The 24,839-nt window shown below is 61.2% G+C and carries 21 protein-coding genes; 13 read left to right on the forward strand and 8 right to left on the reverse strand.

The annotated features are described in order from the left end of the window. Positions 1-66: 66 nt before the first annotated feature. Positions 67-1,236, forward strand: a complete 1,170-nt coding sequence (locus tag JFT63_RS20085; RefSeq protein ID WP_198706509.1) for an aspartate aminotransferase family protein — start codon at positions 67-69, stop codon at positions 1,234-1,236. A gap of 144 nt (positions 1,237-1,380) precedes the next feature. On the opposite strand, the gene punR is transcribed toward JFT63_RS20085, so the two are convergent. Continuing rightward, a complete protein-coding gene (gene punR, locus JFT63_RS20090; RefSeq protein ID WP_057703844.1) occupies positions 1,381-2,295 on the reverse strand; it encodes a DNA-binding transcriptional activator PunR in 915 nt (304 codons plus the stop codon). 122 nt (positions 2,296-2,417) lie between these two features. Between punR and punC the strand changes: the two genes are divergently transcribed. Then, positions 2,418-3,602 (forward strand): purine nucleoside transporter PunC, encoded by a 1,185-nt coding sequence (gene punC / locus JFT63_RS20095; protein WP_198844602.1) that lies wholly within the window; start codon positions 2,418-2,420, stop codon positions 3,600-3,602. A gap of 67 nt (positions 3,603-3,669) precedes the next feature. Here punC and JFT63_RS20100 read toward each other — a convergent pair whose 3' ends face one another. Then, positions 3,670-4,503, reverse strand: coding sequence for a nucleoside-binding protein (locus tag JFT63_RS20100; protein ID WP_198844603.1), 834 nt, complete (start codon positions 4,501-4,503; stop codon positions 3,670-3,672). A gap of 157 nt (positions 4,504-4,660) precedes the next feature. Between JFT63_RS20100 and JFT63_RS20105 the strand changes: the two genes are divergently transcribed. Then, entirely contained in the window at positions 4,661-6,163 is a 1,503-nt protein-coding gene (locus JFT63_RS20105; protein WP_198844604.1) for a nucleobase:cation symporter-2 family protein, read from the forward strand. 114 nt (positions 6,164-6,277) lie between these two features. On the opposite strand, the gene JFT63_RS20110 is transcribed toward JFT63_RS20105, so the two are convergent. Both JFT63_RS20110 and JFT63_RS20115 read right to left on the reverse strand, forming a co-directional pair. Continuing rightward, positions 6,278-7,210, reverse strand: coding sequence for a proline iminopeptidase-family hydrolase (locus JFT63_RS20110; protein ID WP_198844605.1), 933 nt, complete (start codon positions 7,208-7,210; stop codon positions 6,278-6,280). A gap of 90 nt (positions 7,211-7,300) precedes the next feature. Then, the gene (locus JFT63_RS20115; protein ID WP_198844668.1) at positions 7,301-8,065 is read right to left on the reverse strand and encodes a LuxR family transcriptional regulator; all 765 of its coding nucleotides are present in this window, start codon (positions 8,063-8,065) and stop codon (positions 7,301-7,303) included. Positions 8,066-8,248: 183 nt separating this feature from the next. On the opposite strand from JFT63_RS20115, the gene JFT63_RS20120 reads away from it, so the two are divergent. From JFT63_RS20120 to JFT63_RS20145, 6 genes are read left to right on the forward strand one after another with little or no spacing between them, the layout of a single operon-like run. After that, the gene (locus tag JFT63_RS20120; RefSeq protein ID WP_057703838.1) at positions 8,249-9,136 is read left to right on the forward strand and encodes a proline iminopeptidase-family hydrolase; all 888 of its coding nucleotides are present in this window, start codon (positions 8,249-8,251) and stop codon (positions 9,134-9,136) included. A gap of 3 nt (positions 9,137-9,139) precedes the next feature. Further along, positions 9,140-10,087, forward strand: a complete 948-nt coding sequence (locus JFT63_RS20125; protein ID WP_057703837.1) for an ABC transporter permease — start codon at positions 9,140-9,142, stop codon at positions 10,085-10,087. Continuing rightward, on the forward strand, positions 10,084-10,941 hold the full coding sequence (locus JFT63_RS20130) for an ABC transporter permease (RefSeq protein ID WP_057703836.1): 858 nt from the start codon (positions 10,084-10,086) through the stop codon (positions 10,939-10,941). Before JFT63_RS20125 ends, JFT63_RS20130 begins: the two co-directional genes overlap by 4 nt. Continuing rightward, on the forward strand, positions 10,938-11,894 hold the full coding sequence (locus JFT63_RS20135) for an ABC transporter ATP-binding protein (RefSeq protein ID WP_198844606.1): 957 nt from the start codon (positions 10,938-10,940) through the stop codon (positions 11,892-11,894). Before JFT63_RS20130 ends, JFT63_RS20135 begins: the two co-directional genes overlap by 4 nt. Then, complete coding sequence (locus JFT63_RS20140; RefSeq protein ID WP_198844607.1) at positions 11,891-12,862, forward strand: ABC transporter ATP-binding protein; 972 nt, start codon at positions 11,891-11,893, stop codon at positions 12,860-12,862. Before JFT63_RS20135 ends, JFT63_RS20140 begins: the two co-directional genes overlap by 4 nt. Before the next feature lie 31 nt (positions 12,863-12,893). Continuing rightward, positions 12,894-14,408: an ABC transporter substrate-binding protein gene (locus JFT63_RS20145; RefSeq protein WP_198844608.1), complete on the forward strand. Its 1,515-nt coding sequence runs from the start codon at positions 12,894-12,896 to the stop codon at positions 14,406-14,408. A 119-nt stretch (positions 14,409-14,527) separates the two neighbouring features. Here the strand turns inward: JFT63_RS20145 and JFT63_RS20150 are convergent, their stop codons facing one another. The 4 genes from JFT63_RS20150 to JFT63_RS20165 form a co-directional block, all read right to left on the reverse strand. Continuing rightward, a complete protein-coding gene (locus JFT63_RS20150) occupies positions 14,528-15,268 on the reverse strand; it encodes a YciK family oxidoreductase (RefSeq protein ID WP_057703832.1) in 741 nt (246 codons plus the stop codon). Positions 15,269-15,445: 177 nt separating this feature from the next. Then, on the reverse strand, positions 15,446-16,117 hold the full coding sequence (gene mupP / locus JFT63_RS20155) for an N-acetylmuramic acid 6-phosphate phosphatase MupP (protein WP_034135125.1): 672 nt from the start codon (positions 16,115-16,117) through the stop codon (positions 15,446-15,448). A 4-nt stretch (positions 16,118-16,121) separates the two neighbouring features. Further along, positions 16,122-16,820, reverse strand: a complete 699-nt coding sequence (ubiG, locus tag JFT63_RS20160) for a bifunctional 2-polyprenyl-6-hydroxyphenol methylase/3-demethylubiquinol 3-O-methyltransferase UbiG (RefSeq protein WP_003189760.1) — start codon at positions 16,818-16,820, stop codon at positions 16,122-16,124. A 63-nt stretch (positions 16,821-16,883) separates the two neighbouring features. After that, entirely contained in the window at positions 16,884-18,215 is a 1,332-nt protein-coding gene (locus JFT63_RS20165) for a TRZ/ATZ family hydrolase (RefSeq protein WP_057703830.1), read from the reverse strand. Between the two features lie 110 nt (positions 18,216-18,325). Here JFT63_RS20165 and mtnA point away from each other — a divergent pair, with 110 nt between their 5' ends. The 4 genes from mtnA (at position 18,326) to pheA (ending at position 24,838) form a co-directional block, all read left to right on the forward strand. Next, complete coding sequence (gene mtnA, locus JFT63_RS20170) at positions 18,326-19,396, forward strand: S-methyl-5-thioribose-1-phosphate isomerase (protein WP_198844609.1); 1,071 nt, start codon at positions 18,326-18,328, stop codon at positions 19,394-19,396. A 424-nt stretch (positions 19,397-19,820) separates the two neighbouring features. After that, entirely contained in the window at positions 19,821-22,475 is a 2,655-nt protein-coding gene (gene gyrA, locus JFT63_RS20175; protein ID WP_032892792.1) for a DNA gyrase subunit A, read from the forward strand. 183 nt (positions 22,476-22,658) lie between these two features. Continuing rightward, positions 22,659-23,744 (forward strand): 3-phosphoserine/phosphohydroxythreonine transaminase, encoded by a 1,086-nt coding sequence (gene serC, locus JFT63_RS20180; protein WP_198844610.1) that lies wholly within the window; start codon positions 22,659-22,661, stop codon positions 23,742-23,744. After that, positions 23,744-24,838: a prephenate dehydratase gene (gene pheA / locus JFT63_RS20185; RefSeq protein ID WP_003172650.1), complete on the forward strand. Its 1,095-nt coding sequence runs from the start codon at positions 23,744-23,746 to the stop codon at positions 24,836-24,838. Before serC ends, pheA begins: the two co-directional genes overlap by 1 nt. Position 24,839 lies beyond the last annotated feature (1 nt).

Raw genomic sequence — 24,839 nt, forward strand, 5'->3', positions numbered from 1 at the left:
CAGTTTATCCAGCGCAGGTGGTTAACGATACTTCCATCACCGCAACGATGCACTGGAGCCGCTACCATGACCGCCGCCTGCCTGATGAGCACCTATCAACCCCTGGCCCTGAGTTTCACCCGTGGCCTGGGCACGCGCCTGTGGGACCAGCAGGGCCGCGAATACCTGGACGCTGTCGCCGGAGTGGCGGTGACCAATGTCGGCCATTCCCACCCCAGGCTGGTGGCAGCTATCAGCGAACAAGCCGGTTTGCTGCTGCATACGTCCAACCTCTACAGCATCGACTGGCAACAACGGCTGGCCCAGCGCCTGGCGCAACTGTCCGGGCTGGATCGCGCATTCTTCAACAACTCCGGCGCCGAGGCCAACGAGACAGCCCTGAAACTGGCGCGCTTGCACGGCTGGAAAAAAGGCATTGAACAGCCGTTGGTGGTGGTGATGGAAAACGCCTTCCACGGCCGCACGCTGGGCACCATGGCCGCCAGCGACGGGCCGTCGGTGCGCCTGGGCTTTCAGCGCCTGCCGGGGGATTTCATCAAGGTGGGGTTCGGCGATATGCAGGCGTTGGAGGCGATCACTGCGCAGTTCGGCACGCGCATCGCCGCCGTGTTGCTTGAGCCGATCCAGGGCGAAAGTGGTGTGTTGGTGACGCCAGCGGGTTACCTGAAAGCCTTGCGCGACCACTGCACGCGCCACGGCTGGCTGATGATGCTCGACGAAATCCAGACCGGCATCGGGCGCACCGGCGCCTGGTTTGCCTTCCAGCACGAAGGCATCCTGCCCGACGTGATGACCCTGGCCAAAGGCCTGGGCAATGGCGTGCCCATCGGCGCCTGCCTGGCTCGCGCCGCCGTCGCCGAACTGTTCACCCCAGGCAGCCATGGCAGCACCTTTGGCGGCAACCCGCTGGCGTGTCGCGTCGGGTGTACGGTGCTGGAGATCATCGAGCAGCAAGGTTTGTTGCAGAACGCCGCACACCAGGGCGAACACTTGCTGGCACGCTTGCGCATGGAGCTGGACGGGCACCCGCATGTGCGGGCGATTCGTGGCAAGGGCTTGATGGTTGGGATTGAACTGGCCAGCCCATACCGCGACCTGGCTCAGCGTGCCGCCCAGGAGCACGGATTGTTGATCAACGTCACGCGGGGCAAGATCATTCGCCTGTTGCCGCCACTGACGCTGGAGCGCAAGGAAGTGGAGATGATCGTACGAGCCATCACCCGATTACTGGACTGAAATTCCATCAAAATGTGGGAGGGATCAACCCCGAACTACTGTAGGAGCGAGCTTGCTCGCGAAAGACGCACAGACGCTGCGTTCATTCAGCAAGCACGCGTTATCGTTGACGTTTTTCGCGAGCAAGCTCGCTCCTACAGGGGGTCAGGGGGAAGGGCCATTCAACCATTCCTGGTTGAGGGTCTCTGTATCCCCCAGGTACTCCAACAACCACGCCATGGCCGGCGACAGCTTGCTCTGCGCCCACGCCACACACGACGGGCTGGCCGGAAATGGTCGGCTCAGTTGCAGCGCCACCAGCTCACCGCGCTCGATCCATGGCAACACCTGATGGGCCGGCGCCATTCCCACACACAGCCCATCGCGCAGGCAATCCAACGCCGAAGCCCAGTTGGGCACCACCAGGCGGCGCTGGTTATCCAGGGTCCAGGTGTCACGCTTGGGCAGATTGCGCGAGGTGTCGGTCATGCACAGCGAGGCGAAGGGGCGCAGTTGGTCATCACTGAGCAAGCCTTCTACCGTCGCCAATGGATGCCGGGTACTGACCACACACAACCAGTTCAGCAGGCCCATATCGCGGAAGCTGAAGTGGCTGGCCACCGGCACCGCGCTGGTGGCGCCGATCACGATGTCGGTGCGCTCATCGGCCAGCGCGTCCCATACGCCGTTGTACACCTCGTATTCGAGCAGCAATTCCACTTCGGGAAACTGCCGATAGAAGTCCAGCACCAGTTGGCGGCAACGTTGCGGTTTGACGATGGAGTCCACCGCCACCTTCAACTGACCGCTCCAACCATTGGCTACCTGTTGGCACAAGCGCCGGGTGCCGAGCATTTTTTTCATCACGCTGCGGGCCTCGTCGATAAACAGGCGGCCGGCGGGGGTCAGCTCCACATCGCGATGCCTGCGTACAAACAAGGGCACGGCCAGCCATTCTTCGAGCTGGCGTACGGTGTAACTGATGGCCGACGGTACGCGGTGCAGTTCCTGGGCGGCGGCGCTGAAGCTGCCGTGACGAGCGACGGCGTCGACCACGTCCAGGGAATATTCCGACCACATACGCGTTGCCTTCAAAATTATTGATGAGAGTGTCCAATTATTATCGCTTCACACAGATATTGTCAGCTTCATAATGGGTGCCAGTCAGCAAATAGTTTGATGGCAGTGTCTACAAGGCTTCGATGAAAAATTCTTTTGGTTTTACCTGGTACCTGGCGGGGCTGAGCATGCTCGGCTATCTGGCCATGGACATGTACTTGCCGGCGTTTGGCGCCATGGGCGAGCAGTTGAATATTGGTGCTGGTGCGGTGGGCGCCAGCTTGAGTGTTTTTCTCGCCGGCTTTGCGCTGGGGCAGTTGGTGTGGGGGCCGCTCTCGGACCGCCTGGGGCGCAAGCCGATCCTGCTCGCGGGCCTGAGCCTGTTTGTGCTCGGTTGCCTGGGCATGTTCTGGGTCGAGACCGCTCCGCAACTGCTGGCGCTCCGGTTTATACAAGCGATTGGCGTGTGTGCCGCGGCCGTGAGCTGGCAGGCATTGGTGATTGACCGCTACCCGGCCGACAAGGCCCATCGGGTGTTTGCCAGCATCATGCCGTTGATGTCGCTGTCCCCGGCCCTCGCACCGCTGTTGGGAGCCATGGTGTTGAATCACTTTGGTTGGCAGGCGATCTTCGGCGTGTTGCTGGTGGTGTCGCTGTTGCTGCTGTTGCCGACCTTATTGCTGCGCAGCGTGCCCAAACGTGGGGAGCACAAGGGTGGACCCAGGCGCCTGGGGTACGGGCAGTTGCTCACCTCCCGGGTGTTCACCGGCAACGTGATGATCTTCGCCGCCTGTTCGGCCAGCTTCTTCGCTTGGCTCACGGCCTCGCCGTTCATCCTTGGCGGCATGGGCTACAGCCCGAACGACATTGGCCTGAGCTACGTACTGCCGACCCTGGCGTTTTTGGTTGGCGGCTACAGTTGCCGCAGCGCATTGCAGCACCTGGCGGGCAAGACCCTGTTGCCGTGGTTGCTGGCGGCGTATTGCCTGAGCATGGTGGCGCTGTACCTGGTGGCCACTTTGAGCGTGCCGACCCTGACCACCTTGTTGATTCCGTTCTGCCTGATGGCGCTGTGCAACGGCGCCAGCTACCCGATCGTGGTGGCGAATGCGCTGATGCCGTTTGCGGAAAACTCCGGCAAGGCGGCGGCTCTGCAAAATACCCTGCAGTTGGGTCTGTGCTTTCTGGCCAGCCTGCTGGTGTCGTCGATGATCGAGCAACCGCTGTTGATCACGGTGATTGTGATGCTGGCGACGGCGCCGTTGGCGGTATTGGGGTATTGGCTGGCACGGCCGAAGGGCAACGCTTCCGAACTGGCCAGCGCCTGATCTGACAATACGATCAAAATGTGGGAGCAGGCAAGCCAGCTCCCACATTTGAAGTGAGGCTCTTCAGTTAGAACGTCACTTCCATGTTCAGCGTCGGTGTTGAGGTGCGACTGCCACGGCCGCCGTCCACGCCGAACTTGTTGTGCCAGTACTCATAACCCACCCCCAGGTAAAGGTTCGGCTTGACGCTTTTACCCGGTCGCACCGCCACCATCAGCGCCGTGCGCATCAAGGCCTCCGCTGCCGTATCGCGGCCATGGTAATCCTCGCCTTTCTCCCCGACGTAATTGATAAACCCCTGGAATTTCGCCGCATGGTTGCCGACTTCGAACGGGCGCATCCACGTCAGGTTGAGCATGTAGGTGTCGTCGAAGGTGTGGTTCGACTCTTGGGCGCCGGGAATGCCGGTGTGGTTCTTTTCCTTGTAGTACATCAGGCTCAGGTCCAGCACGCCGACGGTGTTGAACTTCAAGGTCGGGCCGATCACCAGCGCGCGTTTTTTGGCTGAGGCGAAGTTGTTGTTGCGGTTGGCGTCGAAACCCAGGGTCAGGGCGTAATCCTTGATCAATCCGGTACCCGGCGTCAGATCGAACACTCGCGAGGCGTACAGCTGGTGCCGGTAAACCGCATACACCTCGCTGCCGCCATGGTCGGTGCCCTTGCGTGGGTCGCGGCTGTCGGACAGGAACACATCGAGGTTGAGAAAGTTGCTGCCGTAGCGGTAGCCGCTGGCGTGGGTGAAGCTGTAGATGCGCTTGCTGAAATCGTCGGGGTTGTTCGGATTGGTGAAGTGCTGGCCGTAGCGAAACCCGACGCTGTTGTTCATCCATTCCACCGCGACAGCCTCGCCACCGCCCAGAAGGGTCAATGCAACGGTTGCGCCCTGTAGTGCCTTTTTCATTATTTTTGTCCTTTGGCGTTCTGGCTCATAACGGCCGAATTGTTTTTGTAACGCTGCTGGAGGGTATCTTGTTCGATTGATTGTATACAACTCTATGGACATACAGTCTGAACATTGCATACAGTGAGCGCACAACAAAAACAGAGAACCCCTCACCATGACTATCCCGAAGGCGTCACCACAGCGGCCCGAAGATGAAAATCTGGGCGTTGCCGCCAACATGGCTTACGGCCTGCAGCATGTGCTCACCATGTACGGCGGCATCGTCGCCGTGCCGTTGATCGTCGGCCAGGCAGCCGGGTTGTCGCCGGCGGATATCGGCCTGTTGATCGCCGCGTCGTTGTTCGCCGGTGGCCTGGCCACGTTGTTGCAAACCCTTGGCCTGCCGTTCTTTGGCTGTCAGTTGCCACTGGTGCAGGGCGTGTCGTTCGCAGGTGTGGCGACCATGGTGGCGATTGTCGGTAGCGACGGTGCAGGGGGGATCCCGGCGATTCTCGGTGCGGTGATGGCCGCGTCGTTGATTGGCCTGTTGATCACCCCGGTGTTTTCACGCATCACCAAGTTCTTCCCGCCGCTGGTGACGGGCATCGTGATCACCACCATCGGTCTGACGCTGATGCCCGTGGCGGCGCGCTGGGCCATGGGCGGCAACAGCCGGGCGGCGGATTTCGGCAGTATGTCGAATGTCGGCCTGGCGGCCCTGACCCTGGTGCTGGTGCTGCTGCTGAGCAAAATCGGCAGCGCCACCATCTCGCGCTTGTCGATCCTGCTGGCGATGGTGATCGGCACCGTGATCGCCGTGCTGCTTGGCATGGCTGACTTCTCCGGCGTCATGCAAGGGCCGATGTTTGGCTTTCCTGCGCCGTTCCACTTCGGTATGCCGACCTTCCATGTGGCGGCGATCATTTCCATGTGCATCGTGGTGATGGTGACGCTGGTGGAAACCTCGGCGGACATCCTCGCGGTGGGCGAGATCATCGACACCAAGGTGGACTCCAAGCGCCTGGGCAACGGCCTGCGCGCCGACATGCTGTCGAGTATGTTCGCGCCGATCTTCGGTTCGTTCACCCAAAGCGCGTTCGCCCAGAACGTTGGCCTGGTGGCGGTGACCGGCGTGAAGAGCCGCTTTGTGGTGGCGACCGGTGGGGTGTTTCTGGTGGTGCTGGGCCTGTTGCCCTTTATGGGGCGGGTGATCGCGGCGGTGCCCACTTCGGTGCTGGGCGGTGCGGGCATCGTGTTGTTCGGCACGGTGGCAGCCAGCGGGATTCGCACGCTGTCGAAGGTGGATTACCGCAACAACATGAACCTGATCATCGTCGCCACGTCCATAGGTTTCGGCATGATCCCCATCGCCGCACCAAGCTTCTACGATCAGTTCCCCAGCTGGTTCGCGACCATCTTCCACTCGGGCATCAGCTCGTCGGCGATCATGGCGATATTGCTGAACCTGGCATTCAACCACTTCACCGCCGGCAACTCGGACCAGCAGTCAGTGTTTGTGGCGGGGACTGAGCGCAGCTTGTGCTTTCGCGACGTGGCCGCGTTGCGCGATGGGGATTACTACCGGGGTGGGAAGTTGTTTGATGCCGAGGGCAAGGAAATTCCGTTGGTAGCAGATACCTCAAAGAAAGCCGCAAAACCCGAAACCACTGAGGTTTAAATAGGTAGGAGCGAGCTTGCTCGCGAAAAACGTCAACGATGACGCGTGCTTCCTGAATAAACACGGCGTCGATGAGTTTTTCGCGAGCAAGCTCGCTCCTACAGAGGGCGGATTTCAGCCGGCCTTGAGGGCTTTGTGCGGCAACGAACACACCTCATCCAAAAACTTCACCACAGTCCCCATACACGCCTGGCGTTCTTCCACATGGGGCATGTGGCTGGAGTCTTCAAACAGTGCCCAGCGCACATCCGCGATCTCGTCCAGGAACGGTTTGACCACCAGCGGCGTGGCTTCGTCATGCCGCCCGGAAATTACCAGGGTTGGCACCTTGATGGCTGACAGGCGGCCAATCACGTTCCAGTCTTTCAAGCTGCCGATCACGTGGAATTCAGTCGGGCCGCTCATGGCGTGGTACACCGTCGGGTCGGCATCGACCTGGGCGAAAGTGCGCGCCACTTCTTCCGGCCATGGGTTGACTCGGCACACGTGCTGGTCATAGAAAATCCGCGAGGCCGCCAGGTATTCCGGGTCTTGGTAGGTACCGGCCTGTTCGTGTTTGAGCAGGGTTTCGTGCACGCCTTCGGGCAGCAGCTTACGCAGGCGATTGGCTTCGCTGGCCCAGGTACGCATACAGGTCGGTGAATTGGCGGGGATGAACGCGCGCAGGCCCTTGGGCTGCAAGATCGCGTGTTCGCTGCCCAGCATACCGCCCCAGGATTGACCGAGGATCGCGTAGTTCTCGCTGATTTGCAGGTGGTCCAGCAGGTTGTTCAGCTCGTCGAGGAACAGGCCGATGGTCCAGAACGAAGGATCTTTGTGGGGCAGGTGCGTGGAACGGCCATTGCCCAGTTGGTCATAGTGGATCACCGCGTGGCCGCTGGCGGCCACGTCCTTGAAGGCATCGACGTAATCGTGGGTGCAGCCCGGGCCGCCGTGGATGATCACCAGCGGCGTGCGGCCCGTGCTCAGGTCACCGGTGACGCGATACCAGGTCTGGTAGGCGCCAAAGGGTGCGTAGCCTTCGCGAACTTTTTCGATGAATTCCATTTCGTACCCCCTGAAAAAAATGATCAGGGTTACGATAATCTGAACAAAAAGTTTAGGTAACTAGCAAAACAGCTAGGTTTTTACGAAAACTCAAGCTTCCAGCAAGCGGTAATGGGTCGCTCGCACCACCGCTTGGACGCGGTTCTTGGCCCCCAGTTTATGCATGGCCGAAGCCAGGTGCAGGGTCACTACCGCCAGGGAACGGCTGAGTTTCTTGGCGATTTCGGCGGCGGTCAGCCCGTCGGCGGCCCATTTCAGGCATTCGCGTTCGCGCTTGGTCAGGTGGATATGCGGATAGGTGCGCAGCTCCTTGCTGAACAGCGGGTAAGCTGCTTCCTGTAAGGCATGGGTAATCAGGCTGAAGTCGGCCAATGTGTGTTGTGCGTCCTTCAACACCGTGCGTGCCTTGCCGGTGCGCAGGCCGGTCAGTGATGCGAAGCCACCCCGGGGCAAGTGAATGGGCACGCTGACGCCGCAGGTCAGTTCACGTTCGTGCAGGTACGAGGAAACGGGGGCGTGGCACGGGTCGATAATTTTTTGCAGGGCAGTCTCGGTTTTCGCTTCGTAGGACCAGACAAACGGCGATACCGTGCTCAACGCCAGGTGTTGCACCGGGTCGATCTGGTAAAACCCTTCGCCGCACCATAAGGCGTGCCAGTCGGGCGGTGTGTTGCGCAGTTGCAACACCGAGGGGGTAATCAGTGCGCCATCCAGGTCGATGGGCACCGGGGTGTAGTCGTACACCAGCGCATCGAAGCCCAGTTGTTGGGCAAGGATAAACGTATTGTCCATCTGTTCATCCAGGCTCCTGCCCGGCATGAGACGGTTATTGAAGGCGGTCAGCTTGGCCAGCATCCGTTCTGCTCCCGAATTCATTTGAATCTCGACTTGCTGCAAGTAGAATGCCACGCCCCGGCGAAGGACAGCCAGGCCAAACCTATAAGAAATACTAGGTTATGGACGCACGGTATCCTCGGTAGTGTTGACCTGATAAACGGCCGCTACCCGCCAGGCCGATACAACACAAGGAATGTATGCATGTGGCGTGAAATTGCCCCCGACCAGCAGTACAACGTACAAGTCGACGGCCATAACCTCGTGGTCTACAGCTTTGGCGAAGGCGATGAAGTGCTGCTGTGTCTCAATGGCGGCCCTGGTCTGCCGTGTGACTATCTGCGTGACGCTCATGGCTGGCTCAAAGCGCATAACCTGCGAGTGGTTGCATTCGACCAGCTTGGCACGGGCGCATCAGCCAGACCGACCGATGTTGCACTGTGGGAAATCCGCCGTTATGTCGAAGAAGTCGAGACCGTGCGCCAGGCGCTGGGCCTGGGCCGCGTGCATTTGCTCGGGCATTCCTGGGGCGGTTGGCTCGGTATCGAATACGCCATCCACTACCCCGATGCGCTCAAAAGCCTGATCCTGGAAAACACCGTCGGCGACATTCCCCATCTGTCCCGGGAACTCGAACGCCTGCGTGGCGCCCTGGGCAGCGAAACCGTGGCCATGATGCAGCGCCACGAAGCCATGGGCACCCTCGATCACCCGCAATACCAGGCCGCCATCACCTTGCTCAACTACCGCCATGTGTGCCGCCTCGACGAGTGGCCCCAGCCGCTGAAACGCTCCCTGGGCGATTGGAACATGGGGCCTTACGCAACCATGCAAGGTCCCAACGAGTTCCTCTACATCGGCAACCTCAAGGACTGGAACCGCCTCAAGGAGATGGGCGAGTTCACGATGCCGATTCTGATCACCACCGGTCAGCACGACGAACTGACCCCCGCCTGCGCCATGCGCATGAAGCTGGCCGCCACCCACGCCGAGCTGCATGTATTCCCCAACAGCAGCCATATGCCGTTTTATGAGGAACCTCAGGCGTACTTCCCGGTGCTGCTGGACTTTCTCGCTCGCCACCGAGGCTGAAGGATGAACCTGGCGCGATACCGTTTTGTCCTGTCCCGGCCGCTGCAGTTGCTGCCGGTGCTGTTTGGCATCAGCCTGATCACCTTTGTATTGGTGCGCTCGATCCCCGGCGACCCGGCGCGGGCCCTGCTGGGCTCGCGCAGTACGCCGGATGCACTGCTGAAAATCCGTGCCCAGTTCGGCCTCGACCAGCCGTTGTGGATGCAGTATTTCTACTTCCTGAAAAACCTGCTCAAGGGCGACCTCGGCCAGTCGCTGCTGTACAAGGTCGACGCGCTGAAACTGATCGTCACCCGCATTGAGCCGACGCTGGTGCTGGTGCTGGGCAGCGTGGTCCTGGCGTTGCTGATCGCGGTGCCGCTGGCGACCGTGGCGGCGCGTCACAAAGGCGGTTGGGCGGACAACCTGATCCGCGTTTTCACCACGGTCGGCCTGGGGATGCCGGCATTCTGGCTGGGGTTGATGCTGATCCTGTTGCTCAGCGTGCAATGGGGCCTGTTCCCGGTGTCTGGCTATGGGCGGACCTGGCTGGACAAGGCCCACCATATGCTGTTGCCGTGCCTGACCATCGCCCTGGCGCTGTCGGCGGTGTTGGTGCGCAACCTGCGGGCAAGCATGTTGATGGAACTGCAGGCCGATCATGTCACCGCCGCCCGGGCCCGGGGCTTGTCGGAGGCCGCGGTGTTTCGGCGGCATGTGCTGCCCAATTCCCTGGTGCCGGCGGTTAACCTGCTGGCGGTCAACATCGGTTGGCTGATCAGCGGCACGGTGGTCATCGAAAGCCTGTTTGCAATTCCGGGCATCGGTCAATTGCTGGTGCGCGGTATTTTCACCCGTGACTACATGGTGGTGCAGGGCGTGGCGATGGTGCTGGCCTGTGCCACGGTGGTGGTCAACTTCGTTGCCGATGTAGTGACAGTCGCCCTCGACCCAAGGGTGAAGATGCAATGAGCAGCCGCCCACTGATTGCACCCTGGCGTTTGCGCCTGCGCTTTGGCTTTCGCAATGGCCGCCTGACCGCCGCCTGGGGCCTGCTGATTCTGTTGGTGTGGTTGGCCCTGGCGCTGTTTGCGCCGTGGATCGCACCGTTTGACCCGATTGCGCAAAACACCGACATGAGCTTGCTGGCGCCCAGCCTTGCCCATCCGTTGGGCACCGACAATTACGGCAGGGATATCCTCTCAAGGGTGATCTGGGGGGCGCGCATCGACCTGCAACTGGCGATTGTCGGGGTGATCTTCCCGTTCATCATCGGCACCTTCATCGGCGCGGTGTCGGGTTATGTGGGTGGGCGCTTCGACAGTTTCTGTATGCGCGTAATCGATGTGGTGCTGGCATTCCCGTTTCTGGTGTTGATGCTGGCGATCATGGCCATTCTCGGGCCTGGTTTGCAGAGCTTTTATATCGCCATGGCACTGGTGGGCTGGGTGTCGTATGCGCGGTTGATTCGCTCGCAGATCCTGGTGCTCAAGGAAAGCGAGTTTGCCCTGGCCGCCAAGAGCCTGGGGTTTGGTCATGGGCGCATTCTGTTCCGGCATTTGCTGCCCAATGCCTTGTTTGGCTCCATCGTATTTTCCATGTCCGACGCGGTGCTGGTGCTGCTCAACGGCGCCGCCGTGAGTTACCTGGGCCTTGGCGTGCAACCGCCTACCGCGGAGTGGGGGACGATGGTGGCCGAGGGGCAAGCCTTTATCACCACGGCCTGGTGGATTTGCACGTTTCCGGGTTTGGCCATTGTGACCCTGGCCATGGGCTTTAGCCTGTTGGCCGACGGTGTGGCGCAAATATTGGGGGACCGCTCGTGAGCCTGCTGCAAGTGCGCGATCTCAGCGTGATCGCCAACAACACCGGGCGTGATGTCACCCTGGTGGATCGCGTGTCCTTTGACCTGGCCGAAGGTGAGATCCTTGGCCTGGTGGGCGAGAGCGGTTCGGGCAAGACCATGGCCTGTCGCGGCCTGATGCGCTTGCTGCCATCGCCCAGCCTGCGCGTGCAAGGCGGCGCCGTACGCCTGGCCAGGCAGGACCTGTTGCAACTGGATGACGCCGGTATGCGCGCCGTGCGGGGCGGGCAACTGGGCATGATCTTCCAGAACCCCAGCAGCCACCTCGACCCGCTGATGCGCATCGGTGAGCAGATCGCCGAGGGCATCCGCCTGCATCAAGGCGCCTCGAAAAAAGACGCGCGCGCACAGGCTGTCGAGGTACTGCGCCAGGTTGGCATCCCGGACCCGCAGACGCGGGTCGATAACTATCCCCATGAATTTTCCGGCGGTATGCGCCAGCGCGCGATGATCGCGGTGGCGCTGGGCTGCAACCCGAAAGTGCTGATCGCCGACGAGCCGACCACGGCCCTGGATGTGACGGTGCAGGCGCAAATCCTGCGGCTGTTGCTCGACCTGCGCGACCAGCGCGGCTTATCGATCATCATGATCACCCACGACCTGGGCGTGGTCGCACAAACCTGCGATTCCATCGCCGTGATGTACGCCGGGCGCCTGTGCGAGCACGGCAGCAAGTACGAACTGCTGGCCCGGCCGCAACATCCGTATACCGCTGGGCTGATCGACTGCCAGCCGGCCCACAGCAGCGGTCATGCATTGTTGCGCACCATCCCTGGCCAGCCGCCGTTGCTCGATGCCTTGCCTGACGGTTGCCGCTTTAATCCGCGCTGCCCGCAGGTCGGTGCCTTGTGTACCGAACTGCTGCCCCAGGGCGCACGCGTGGCCTGTCACTATCCATTGGGGGAACGCCCATGAGCCTGTTGCAGATCAAGGACCTGGAGGTGCGCTTTGCCGCGTCCGGCAGCGGCCTGTTCGGCTTGAACAAGCAGTGGGTGAGGGCGGTGAACGGGGTGTCGCTGAACCTCGCCGCCGGTGAAACTCTCGGCTTGGTGGGTGAGTCCGGCAGCGGCAAAAGCACCCTGGGCCGAGCGATTTTGCACCTCAACCCGATCAGCGCCGGCCAGGTGCTGTTTGACGGGATCGACATGGCCCATGGCAGCGCTATCGATATTGCCCGCCTGCGCCATGAAACCGCGATGATTTTCCAGGATCCGTACGCCGCGCTGAATCCTCGGCACAGCATTGGCGAAACCCTTGCCGAAGTGCTGCGCGTGCAGCGCAAGGTGGCTGTGGAGCGGATCCCGGCGCGCGTCAACGAGTTGCTGGAGCTGGTGGGCCTGCGCCCCGAACTGGCCGGGCGTAAACCGGGCTCCCTCAGCGGCGGCCAATGCCAGCGGGTGGGCATCGCTCGGGCACTGGCGGTGGAGCCGCGCCTGATCATTGCCGATGAATGCGTGGCGGCGCTGGATGTGTCAATCCAGGGCCAGATCATCAACCTGCTGCTGGAACTGCAACAACGCATGAACCTGGCGATCCTGTTTATCGCCCATGACCTGGCCATCGTGCGGCGCCTGTGCGACCGCGTGGCGGTGATGTACCTGGGCAAGATCGTCGAGGAAGGGCCGGTGGAGGCGGTGTTCACCACGCCGCGCCATCCCTATACGGCGGCGTTGATCGAGGCGATTCCCGAGATCGACCCCCATCGGCCGTTGCCCGCGCAGCCCCTGCCGGGTGAGCCACCCAGCCCGCTGAATTTGTCTGCAGGTTGTGCGTTTCACCCGCGTTGCCGGTATGCGCGGGCGGTGTGTTCCTCGGTGTTGCCGCCGACCCATTTCCTGCACGAGCACCGGTACAGTTGCGTGCTTGAAGAACCTTTGCTTTGACCTCTGCCATTCATTAACAAGGAGTTGTGATATGCAATCGCGCCACTTGAAGTTGCTCGCCGCCGCTACGCTGACCGCCTGGTCGTTGACCGCAGGCCTGGCCCAGGCCGCCGGTGTCCTCACCATCGGCTGCCGTGAAGACAGCACCACGTTCGATCCGATCAAAAGCGCGCAAAACCGCGACACCTGGGTGTTTGCCAACGTCTACGACACCCTGGTGCGCGTGGACAACCTGGGCACCAGGATGGAACCGGGCCTGGCCGAAAGCTGGGGCATTTCCAAAGACGGCCTGACGTACACCTTCAAGCTGCGCGAGGCGAAGTTCTCCGACGGCTCGCCGATCACCGCTGCCGATGCCGCGTTCAGCCTGCTGCGCATCCGTGATAACAAGGCCTCCTTGTGGAGCGACCCGTTCAGCCTGATCAACACCGCCAAGGCCAGCGATCCCAAGACTCTGGTGGTCACTCTGAAAACCCCGGCGGTGGCCTTTCTCTCGCAACTGGCATCGCCGACGGTGTCGATCCTGTCGGAAAAAGCCATGACCGCGATGGGCGAAGACGCCTATTCGGAAAACCCGGTAACGTCCGGCGCGTTTACCGTGCAAGAGTGGCGCAAGGGCGACCGGGTGATCCTGAAGAAGAACCCGAATTTCTGGCAGGCCAACAACGTCAGCCTCGATGGCGTGGAGTGGGTGTCGGTGACCGACGACAACACCCGTATGCGCATGGTGCAGAACAACGAACTCGACACGGCGATCTTCGTACCGTTCTCGCGGGTTGAAGAGCTGAAGAAAGACAAGAACGTGGTGATCCACGCCGACCCGTCCACCCGTGAAGATCACCTGTTGATCAACCACGAGCACGGTTTGCTCGCCAAGCCGCAGGTACGTCAGGCATTGGACATGGCCATCGACAAGCAATCGCTGGTGAAAACCGCGACTTACGGCCAAGGCACTGTGGCGTACTCCTACATTCCCAAGGGGTCGCTGTACCACTACGCCAACAACCTGCAGCGTCCTTATGACCCGACCGAGGCCAGAAAGCTGCTGGAAGAGGCCGGAGCCAAGGACTTGAAGCTCAATTACGTGGTCAACGCCGGCAACGAGGCTGATGAGCAGATTGCAGTGATCGTCAAGGACCAGTTGGCCAAGGTCGGTGTGACCGCCAACCTGCAAAAGGTCGACCCGACCCAAAGCTGGCAGATGCTGGTGGACGGTGAGTACGATATTTCAGTGATGTACTGGACCAACGACATTCTCGACCCGGACCAGAAAACCACCTTCGTACTGGGCCACGACACCAACCAGAACTACATGACCCGCTACAGGAACGACAAGGTCAAAGAGCTGGTAGCCGCCGCGCGAGTTGAGGCAGATCCGGCCAAGCGTGAGCAGATGTATGTCGAGTTGCAGAAACTGGCCAAGCAGGATGTGAACTGGATTGACCTGTACTACAGCCCGTACATCAACATCTCGCGCAAGAATGTGAGCAACTTCCTGCAGAATCCGTTGGGGCGCTTCACCCTGGAGGAAGTGGTCAAAAACTGAGTTTTTAACAACACCACAAAGCAATGTGGGAGCTGGCTTGCCTGCGATGGCGATGGAACATTCACCACCGCTATCGCAGGCAAGCCAGCTCCCACCTTTGTTTTGCAGTGTGTCAGGGCTTACTGCGCATCGAAGGCCTGGCCGTTGATGCCCGCACTGTCCGGCCCCATCAGGTACAGGTACACCGGCATGATCTCTTCCGGCGCCGGCCTTTCCATCGGGTTCTCACCGGGATACGCCTGGGCTCGCATACTCGTGCGTGTACCACCCGGGTTGATGCTGTTGGCGCGCACTGCCGCGACATCTTCCAGCTCATCGGCCAGGGTTTGCATCAAACCTTCGGTGGCAAACTTGGACACACCATAAGCGCCCCAATACGCCCGGCCCTTGCGCCCGACGCTGCTGGAGGTGAACACCACCGACGCATCCTGGGACAGCTTGAGCAGCGGCAGCAAGGTACTGGTCAGCATGAACATCGCGTTGACGTTCACATGCATCACTCGCATGAAATTCTCGCCGGATAACTGCTCGATGGGCGTGCGCGGGCCGATGATCGAAGCGTTGTGCAACAGGCCGTCGAGGTGGCCGAATTCTTTTTCGATCATCGCTGCCAGTTCATCGTATTGATGGGGCAGGGCGGTCTCCAGGTTGAAGGGGATCACCACCGGTTGCGGCTGGCCGGCAGCTTCGATCTCGTCATACACCTGGGCCAGGTTGGCTTCGGTCTTGCCCAGCAACAGCACGGTGGCGCCATGGGCGGCATAGGTTTTTGCCGCTGCTGCGCCAATCCCGCGACCGGCGCCGGTTACCAGGATGGTCCGGCCTTTGAGCAGTTCTGGAGGGGCAGAATAATCAAACATAAATAGCCTCGACAAAATTCAAGGTGATACACCACTCAAAGTGGAATCCATTTCCTGTGGGAGCTGGCTTGCCTGCGATGGTGGAGTACCTGTCGGCAGATGTGCTGGCTGGCAGACCGCTATCGCAGGCAAGCCAGCTCCCACATCGACCTCAGTGTTGTTGAGATCTTCGAACAATCAGCAACTGCACAGCGCGTTATCCAGCACCTTGCGCAATTCCAGCGGGTGATCCACCACCACGTCCGCGCCCCAGTGACGCGGGTTGTCGTCCGGGTGGATATAGCCATAGGTGACCGCCGCCGTGCGCGTACCCGCGTCGCGGCCGGATTCGATGTCGCGCAGGTCATCGCCCACGAACAGCACGCTGGCCGGGTCCAGGTCGAGCATTTTGCACGCCAGGATCATCGGCTCCGGGTCCGGCTTGCTGTTTTTCACATGGTCCGGGCAGATCAACACGGCCGAACGCTCGGCCAGGCCCAGCCGCTGCATGATCGGTTCGGCAAAGCGCACCGGCTTGTTGGTGACCACACCCCAAATCAGCTTGGCTTTCTCGATGTCTTCCAGCAACTCGGCCATGCCGTCGAACAGCTTGCTGTGCACCGCGCAGTCCTTGAGGTAGCGCTCCAGGAATTCCTGGCGCAGCTCTTCAAAGCCTGGGGATTCAGGATCCATCGAGAAGGTCACGGCAACCATCGCCCGGGCACCGCCGGAGATTTCATCGCGGATGTGCTGCGGGTTGATCGGTTCCAGGCCGCGGTCGGCGCGCATGGCCTGGCAGATGGCGATAAAGTCCGGCGCGGTATCCAGCAGGGTACCGTCCATGTCGAAGAGAACCGCTCGCAACTTCACAGGCTTACTCCTCGCGCAGGGTCTGGATCATGTAGTTGACGTCAACATCGTTGGCCAGCTTGTAGTGCTTGGTCAGCGGGTTGTAGGTCAGGCCGATGATGTCCTTGACGGTCAGCCCGGCCTGACGGCTCCACGCACCCAGCTCGGAAGGGCGGATGAATTTCTTGAAGTCATGGGTGCCACGCGGCAGCAGCTTCATGATGTATTCGGCGCCAATGATCGCGAACAGGTAAGCCTTGGGGTTGCGGTTGATGGTGGAGAAAAACACCTGGCCGCCGGGTTTGACCATGCGGAAGCACGCACGGATCACCGAGGACGGGTCTGGCACGTGTTCGAGCATTTCCAGGCAGGTGACCACGTCGAACTGCTCGGGCATTTCCTCGGCCAGGGCTTCGGCGGTGATCTGGCGGTATTCCACGCTCACGCCGGATTCGAGCTGGTGCAACTGCGCCACGGCCAGCGGCGCTTCGCCCATGTCGATGCCCATCACGGTCGCGCCGCGCTGGGCCATGGCTTCGCTGAGGATGCCGCCGCCGCAACCCACATCCAGCACCTTCTTGCCGGCCAGGTTGACGCGTTCGTCAATCCAGTTGACCCGCAGCGGGTTGATGTCGTGCAGCGGTTTGAACTCGCTCTCGCGGTCCCACCAGCGGTGGGCGAGGGCTTCGAATTTGGCGATTTCGGCGTGGTCGACGTTGCTCATGGTCAATCCTCTGAATCTGATAAGTCGGTGGTCGCGGCTGAACGTGCAGGTTCAACCGCGGCGTTATTCGTGGTGCCCGCTGATGCGTTGGCCCCAGGCAATGGCCGTGGCGGTCAACTGCTGTTCATCCATGCGGGTCAATCGCCGGTCGTCGAGCAATGGCTTGCCGGCGACCCAAAGGTGTTTCACGCAATCGCGTCCGGTGGCATATATAAGCTGTGAGACCGGATCGTAGATCGGTTGTTGCGCCAGCCCCGACAGATCGAAGGCGACTATATCTGCGGCCTTGCCGACTTCCAGCGAGCCGATCTCGCTTTCCAGGCCCATGGCCCGTGCACCGTTGAGCGTCGCCATGCGCAGGGCGCGGTGGGCGTCCAGAGCGGTGGCCGAGCCGGCAACGGCTTTGGCCAGCATCGCGGCGGTACGGGTTTCGCCCAGCAGGTCCAGGTCATTGTTACTGGCGGCGCCGTCGGTGCCGATGGCCACATTGACCCCAGCCTGCCACAAGCGCTCCACCGGGCAAAAGCCGCTGGCCAGTTTCAGGTTCGATTCCGGGCAATGGATTACGCTGGTGTTGCTTTCTACCAGCAAAGCCAGGTCTTCCTCGCTGATTTGGGTCATATGAACGGCCTGGAAGCGCGGTCCGAGCAAGCCGAGGCGGCCCAGGCGCGCCAATGGCCGCTCGCCTGTCTGCTCCACGGCTTGTTGCACTTCAAAGGCTGTTTCATGCACATGCATATGGATCGCTGCGTCCAGTTCTTCGGCGATCACCCGGATCTTTTCCAGGTTGGCGTCGCACACGGTGTAGGGCGCGTGGGGGCCGAAGGTAATCTTGATGCGCGGGTGGTGCTTGAGGTCGCCGAACAGCTCGATGCCCTGGCGCAGGGCTTCGTCGGCAGTGCTGGCGCCGGGAATCGGGAAGTCGAGGATCGGCATGGCGATCTGCGCGCGCATACCGCTGTTATGCACGCAATCGCTGGCGACCTTGGGGAAGAAGTACATGTCGGAGAAGCAGGTGATGCCGCCCTTGATCTGTTCGGCGATGGCCAGGTTGGTGCCGTCGCGCACAAAGGCTTCATCGACCCACTTGGCTTCGGCCGGCCAGATGTGTTTTTCCAGCCAGGTCATCAGCGGCAGGTCATCGGCCAGGCCACGGAACAGGCTCATTGCCGCATGGCCGTGGGCGTTGATCAGGCCAGGGCTGAGCAACATGCCGGGCAGTTCGCGCACCTCATTGGCCGCAAGCTTCAATGCCGCGGCGCGTGGGCCGATAAAGGCAATGCGCCCGTCGCGGATGCCCAGGCCATGCTCCTTGAGCACCACGCCGGCAGGTTCGACCGGTACCAGCCAGGTCGGCAAGAGCAACAGGTCGAGCGGGGCGGCAGTGGAGGTCATCGCAGGCTTCTTCCCAGGCAGCTATATAAAGAAGGGCGAAGTATACCCGAGCGTCCTGGCTGGCGGATCGCTATAATCCGCGGCTTTTGTTCATAAGTGCGGGGTAAGGGATGCGCGACCGACTGTTGGCTGCAGAGAAAGTGAAGGCCATCGATTGGCGTGACGGCGCGCTGTACCTGCTCGATCAGCGCGTGTTGCCGTCCCGGGAGAGCTGGGTGGCCTGCCATACCGTCGCGGCGGTGGCCGAGGCCATCCGTTCGATGCTGGTGCGGGGCGCGGCGGCCGTCGGCATCAGTGCCGCCTATGGCCTGGTACTGGCCGCCCGTGAACGCATTGCCGAGGGCGGCGACTGGCAAGCGGCGTGGGAGGAAGACTACGCACTGCTGGCCGACAGCCGCCCGACCGGGTCGAACCTGTTCTGGGCCCTCAAGAACATGCGCGACTGCCTGGACCGCCTCAAGCCGCACGCCGATCCGGTGGCTGTGCTGGAAGCCCAAGCCATTGCGATTCATGAAAGCGACCGCGAGGCCAATGTGGTCATGGCCCAACTGGGCATGGAGCGGATTCGCAAGCACCAGGGCAACGCCCAGGCGATCCTTACTCATGGCAACACCGGCGCGCTGGCCACGGGCGGGGTCGGCACGGCCCATGGCGTGATTCGCGCGGCGTTCCTGGAAGGGCTGGTCGAGCAGGTCTATGTCAACGAAACCCGCCCATGGCTGCAAGGCTCGCGTCTGACCGCGTGGGAGTTGGCGGGCGAGGGCATCCCGGTGACGGTGAGTGCCGACTCGGCTGGGGCACACATCCTCAAGACCAAAGGCGTGACCTGGGTGGTGGTCGGTGCCGACTGTATTGCCGCCAATGGCGATGTGATCAGCAAGATCGGCACCTACCAACTGGCCGTTTGCGCCATGCACCATGGCGTGCGCTTTATGGTGGTGGCGTCGAGTTCGACGCTCGATTTGATGATGGCTACTGGCGATGATGTTGCACTGGAGGCGCGCGATCCCGCTGAGCTGCTGGACGTCATGGGGCAGCGCCTGGAGGTTGATGCGTTTAACCCGGTGTTTGATGTGACGCCGGCTGACTTGATTGATGTGATCGTGACCGAGAAGGGCGTGGTTGAGCGCCCGGATACTGCCAAATTGGCCAGGTTGATGTGCCGTAAGCGCCTGCATTGAGGGCTGTGGTGTCTGTGAGATAGCAATCGGGGGCAAGCCCCCTCCCACATTTTGACTGTGTTCACAATTCAAGTGTGGGAGGGGGCTAGCCCCCGATTGGGCTCGAAAGTCAATAAAACCCTCGGATCCACCCTCAAAAAACAGCATCACCCCACCTCTGAGCCCCTCTCGTCCCCTTCAAGCCTGTCACCCGTCAAATTACTAGCCTCCATGCGCATCAGGGGGATAGGTGCGTGGCGGCGATTGTGATAACATCCGGCGGTTTCCAGGGCTGCCCCGAGGGGCTGCCTATAACGCGCAGATCCGTGTCATAACTCGTTGATTTGTCGTAAGTCGTTGTCAGGCACCGTGCCGGCAGCGGCGAGCTTCGTTCGTCCCGAATGGATGTGACGAGGTTTCACCCGAAAAAGGAATCAGGCTTCTCATGGGCGAACTGGCCAAAGAAATCCTCCCGGTCAATATCGAAGACGAGCTGAAACAGTCCTACCTCGACTACGCGATGAGCGTAATTGTCGGTCGGGCACTGCCTGATGCGCGCGATGGCTTGAAGCCCGTGCACCGGCGTGTGCTGTTCGCGATGAGCGAGCTGGGTAACGACTGGAACAAGCCGTACAAGAAATCTGCCCGTGTTGTCGGTGACGTGATCGGTAAGTATCACCCTCACGGCGACACTGCGGTGTACGACACCATCGTTCGGATGGCGCAGCCGTTTTCCCTGCGCTACCTGCTGGTAGACGGCCAGGGCAACTTCGGTTCGGTCGACGGCGACAACGCCGCGGCCATGCGATACACCGAAGTGCGCATGACCAAGCTGGCGCACGAGCTGCTGGCCGACCTGCACAAAGAAACCGTGGACTGGGTGCCGAACTACGACGGCACTGAAATGATCCCGGCCGTCATGCCCACCAAGATCCCCAACCTGCTGGTCAACGGTTCCAGCGGTATCGCCGTGGGCATGGCCACCAACATTCCGCCGCACAACCTCGGTGAAGTCATCGACGGTTGCCTGGCGCTTATCGACAACCCCGAGCTGACCGTCGATGAGCTGATGCAGTACATCCCCGGCCCGGACTTCCCGACCGCCGCGATCATCAACGGTCGCGCCGGCATCATCGAAGCCTACCGCACCGGTCGCGGACGCATTTACATGCGTGCCCGCTCGATGATCGAAGACATCGACAAGGTCGGTGGCCGCCAGCAGATCGTCATCACCGAACTCCCGTACCAGCTGAACAAGGCACGTCTGATCGAGAAGATCGCCGAGCTGGTTAAAGAGAAGAAGCTGGAAGGCATCACCGAGCTGCGCGACGAGTCCGACAAAGACGGTATGCGCGTAGTAATCGAGCTGCGTCGTGGCGAAGTGCCTGAGGTGATCCTCAACAACCTCTACGCCCAGACCCAGCTGCAAAGCGTGTTTGGTATCAACGTGGTTGCCCTGATCGACGGCCGTCCGCGCATCCTGAACCTCAAGGACCTGCTGGAAGCCTTCGTGCGTCACCGTCGCGAAGTGGTGACCCGCCGTACCGTGTTCGAACTGCGCAAGGCCCGCGAGCGCGGCCATATCCTGGAAGGCCAGGCGGTTGCGTTGTCGAACATCGACCCGGTGATCGCCCTGATCAAGGCCTCGCCAACCCCGTCGGAAGCCAAGGAAGCGTTGATCAGCACGCCTTGGGAATCCAGCGCCGTGGTGGCCATGGTTGAACGTGCCGGTGCCGACTCGTGCCGTCCGGAGACCCTGGACCCGCAATACGGTCTGCGTGAAGGCAAGTACTTCCTGTCGCCGGAGCAGGCCCAGGCCATTCTGGAACTGCGCCTGCACCGCCTGACCGGTCTTGAGCACGAGAAGCTGCTGGCCGAGTACCAGGAGATCCTCAACCAGATCGGCGAGTTGATCCGCATCCTCAGCAGTGCCGTGCGCCTGATGGAAGTGATCCGCGAAGAACTGGAAGTGATCCGCGCCGAATACGGCGACGTGCGCCGCACCGAAATCCTCGATGCGCGCCTGGACCTGACCCTGGGTGACATGATCCCGGAAGAAGAGCGCGTGGTGACCATCTCCCACGGTGGCTATGCCAAGACCCAGCCGTTGGCTGCGTACCAGGCCCAGCGTCGTGGCGGTAAAGGTAAATCGGCTACCGGCGTGAAGGATGAGGACTACATCGCTCACCTGCTGGTCGCCAACAGCCACACCACGCTGTTGCTGTTCTCCAGCAAGGGCAAGGTGTACTGGCTCAAAACCTACGAAATCCCGGAAGCCTCCCGTGCCGCCCGTGGTCGTCCGTTGGTCAACCTGCTGCCGCTGGACAGTGATGAATACATCACCACCATGCTGCCGGTTGAGGAATACACCGAAGGTCACTTCATCTTCATGGCCACCGCCAAGGGCACCGTGAAGAAGACCCCGCTGGAATCCTTCAGCCGTCAACGCAGCGTGGGCCTGATTGCCCTGGAGCTGGACGAAGGTGACGTGCTGATTTCCGCGGCCATTACCGATGGTGAGCGCGAAGTCATGCTGTTCTCCGATGGCGGCAAGGTTACGCGCTTCAAGGAATCCGACGTGCGCGCCATGGGCCGTACCGCCCGCGGTGTGCGCGGTATGCGCCTGCCGGAAGGGCAGAAGCTGATTTCGATGCTGATCCCGGAAGAAGGCAGCCAGATCCTCACCGCTTCCGAGCGTGGCTATGGCAAGCGCACCGCCATCAGCGAGTTCCCGGAGTACAAGCGTGGCGGCCAGGGCGTGATCGCCATGGTCAGCAACGACCGCAACGGCCGTCTGGTCGGCGCGGTGCAGGTGCTCGATGGCGAGGAGATCATGCTGATCTCCGACCAGGGCACCCTGGTGCGTACCCGTGTGGCTGAAGTGTCGAGCCTGGGCCGTAACACCCAGGGCGTGACCCTGATCAAGCTGGCCAAGGACGAGAAGCTGGTTGGTCTGGAGCGTGTGCAGGAGCCATCGGAAGTCGAAGGCGAGGAGCTCGAAGGTGAGGAATTTGAAGGCGAGGTGATCGCAGCTGGCGATGACAACGTTGACGAGCCAACCCTCGACGCTGCCGCAGACGAAGAAGAACCGCAGGAATAAGCGGACACACAGGGGGCGGATGAAGATTCGCCCCCTTGTTGTTTGTCCCGTATGAAACACAGCGCCCTTTGCCTGGACGCGGTCCATGTGGGAGCAGGCAAGCCAGCTCCCACAGATGCCCGCTCCAGAATGAGGGCGTTGCTGACATGATTGCAGCCCCACCAGATCAGAGTGAGATTGGATGTGAGCAAGAGAGCCTATAACTTCTGTGCCGGTCCCGCGGCGCTTCCTGAAGCAGTCCTGCAGCGTGCGCAGGGTGAACTCCTCGACTGGCATGGAAAAGGCCTCTCCGTGATGGAAATGAGCCATCGCAGCGATGAGTTTGTGTCCATCGCCACCAAGGCCGAGCAGGATCTGCGCGACTTGCTGGACATCCCCTCCGACTACAAAGTGTTGTTCCTGCAAGGTGGGGCGAGCCAGCAGTTCGCCCAGATCCCGCTGAACCTGTTGCCTGAAGACGGCACTGCCGACTATATCGACACCGGTATCTGGGGGCAGAAAGCCATTGAAGAAGCTTCGCGCTACGGCCACGTTAATGTGGCGGGTACCGCAAAGCCCTACGATTACTTCGCCATTCCAGGTCAAAACGAGTGGAAACTGACAAAGGACGCGGCCTACGTTCACTACGTCGCGAACGAAACCATTGGTGGTCTGGAGTTTGATTGGGTGCCTGAAGTTGGTGACGTTCCGCTGGTGTGCGACATGTCCTCGGACATCCTCTCGCGCCCGATCGATGTGTCCAAATACGGCATGATCTACGCCGGCGCGCAAAAGAACATCGGCCCGAGCGGCATCCTGGTCAATATCATCCGCGAAGACCTGCTGGGTCGCGCCCGCTCGCTATGCCCGACCATGCTCAACTACAAGGTCGCGGCCGATAACGGCTCGATGTACAACACCCCGCCGGCGTTCGCCTGGTACCTCTCCGGCCTGGTGTTTGAGTGGCTCAAGGAGCAGGGTGGTGTGGCGGCCATGGGCAAGTTGAACGAAGAGAAGAAGCGCACCCTGTACGACTTCATCGACGCCAGCGGCCTGTACAGCAACCCGATCAACCTCAGCGACCGTTCGTGGATGAACGTGCCGTTCCGCCTGGCCGATGACCGCCTGGACAAGCCGTTCCTGGCCGGTGCCGACGAGCGCGGCCTGCTGAACCTCAAGGGCCACCGCTCGGTAGGCGGTATGCGCGCCTCCATTTATAACGCTGTCGACATCCACGCCATCAACGCGCTGGTTGCCTACATGGCAGAGTTCGAGAAGGAACACGGCTAATGTCTGAGCAAGAACTCAAAGCCCTACGAGTACGCATTGACAGCCTGGACGAGAAAGTCCTGGAACTGATCAGTGAGCGCGCGCGCTGCGCCCAGGAAGTGGCGCGGGTGAAAATGGCGTCCCTGGCCGAAGGCGAAGTGCCGGTGTTCTACCGGCCCGAACGTGAAGCCCAGGTGCTCAAGCGCGTGATGGAGCGCAACAAGGGCCCGTTGGGCAACGAAGAGATGGCGCGGTTGTTCCGTGAAATCATGTCTTCGTGCCTGGCGCTGGAGCAGCCGCTGAAAGTGGCCTACCTCGGCCCTGAAGGCACCTTCACCCAGGCGGCGGCCATGAAGCACTTCGGCCACGCGGTGATCAGCAAGCCGATGGCTGCTATCGACGAAGTGTTCCGCGAAGTGGCAGCCGGTGCGGTGAATTTTGGCGTGGTGCCGGTGGAAAACTCCACTGAAGGCGCGGTCAACCACACGCTGGACAGCTTCCTTGAGCACGACATGGTGATCTGTGGCGAAGTCGAGCTGCGCATCCACCACCACCTGCTGGTGGGTGAAAACACCAAGACCGATAGCATCAGCCGTATCTACTCCCACGCTCAGTCCCTGGCCCAGTGCCGCAAGTGGCTGGACGCCCATTACCCGAATGTCGAGCGCGTGGCGGTGTCCAGCAACGCCGAAGCGGCCAAGCGGGTCAAGGGCGAGTGGAACTCGGCGGCAATTGCCGGCGATATGGCCGCGGGCCTGTACGGCCTGACGCGCCTGGCCGAGAAAATCGAAGACCGCCCGGACAACTCCACGCGCTTTTTGATGATCGGCAGCCAGGAAGTGCCGCCCACCGGCGACGACAAGACCTCGATCATCGTTTCCATGAGCAACAAACCCGGCGCGCTGCATGAGCTGCTGGTGCCGTTCCACGACAACGGGATTGACCTGACGCGCATCGAGACTCGTCCTTCGCGCAGCGGTAAATGGACCTACGTGTTCTTTATCGACTTCATCGGCCATCACCGCGACCCGCTGGTCAAGGGCGTGCTGGAGAAGATCAGTCAGGAAGCTGTGGCACTCAAGGTGCTGGGCTCTTACCCGAAAGCGGTTTTGTGAG

The organism is Pseudomonas sp. MF7453, assembly GCF_016405455.1.
Taxonomy (GTDB): domain Bacteria; phylum Pseudomonadota; class Gammaproteobacteria; order Pseudomonadales; family Pseudomonadaceae; genus Aquipseudomonas; species Aquipseudomonas paralactis.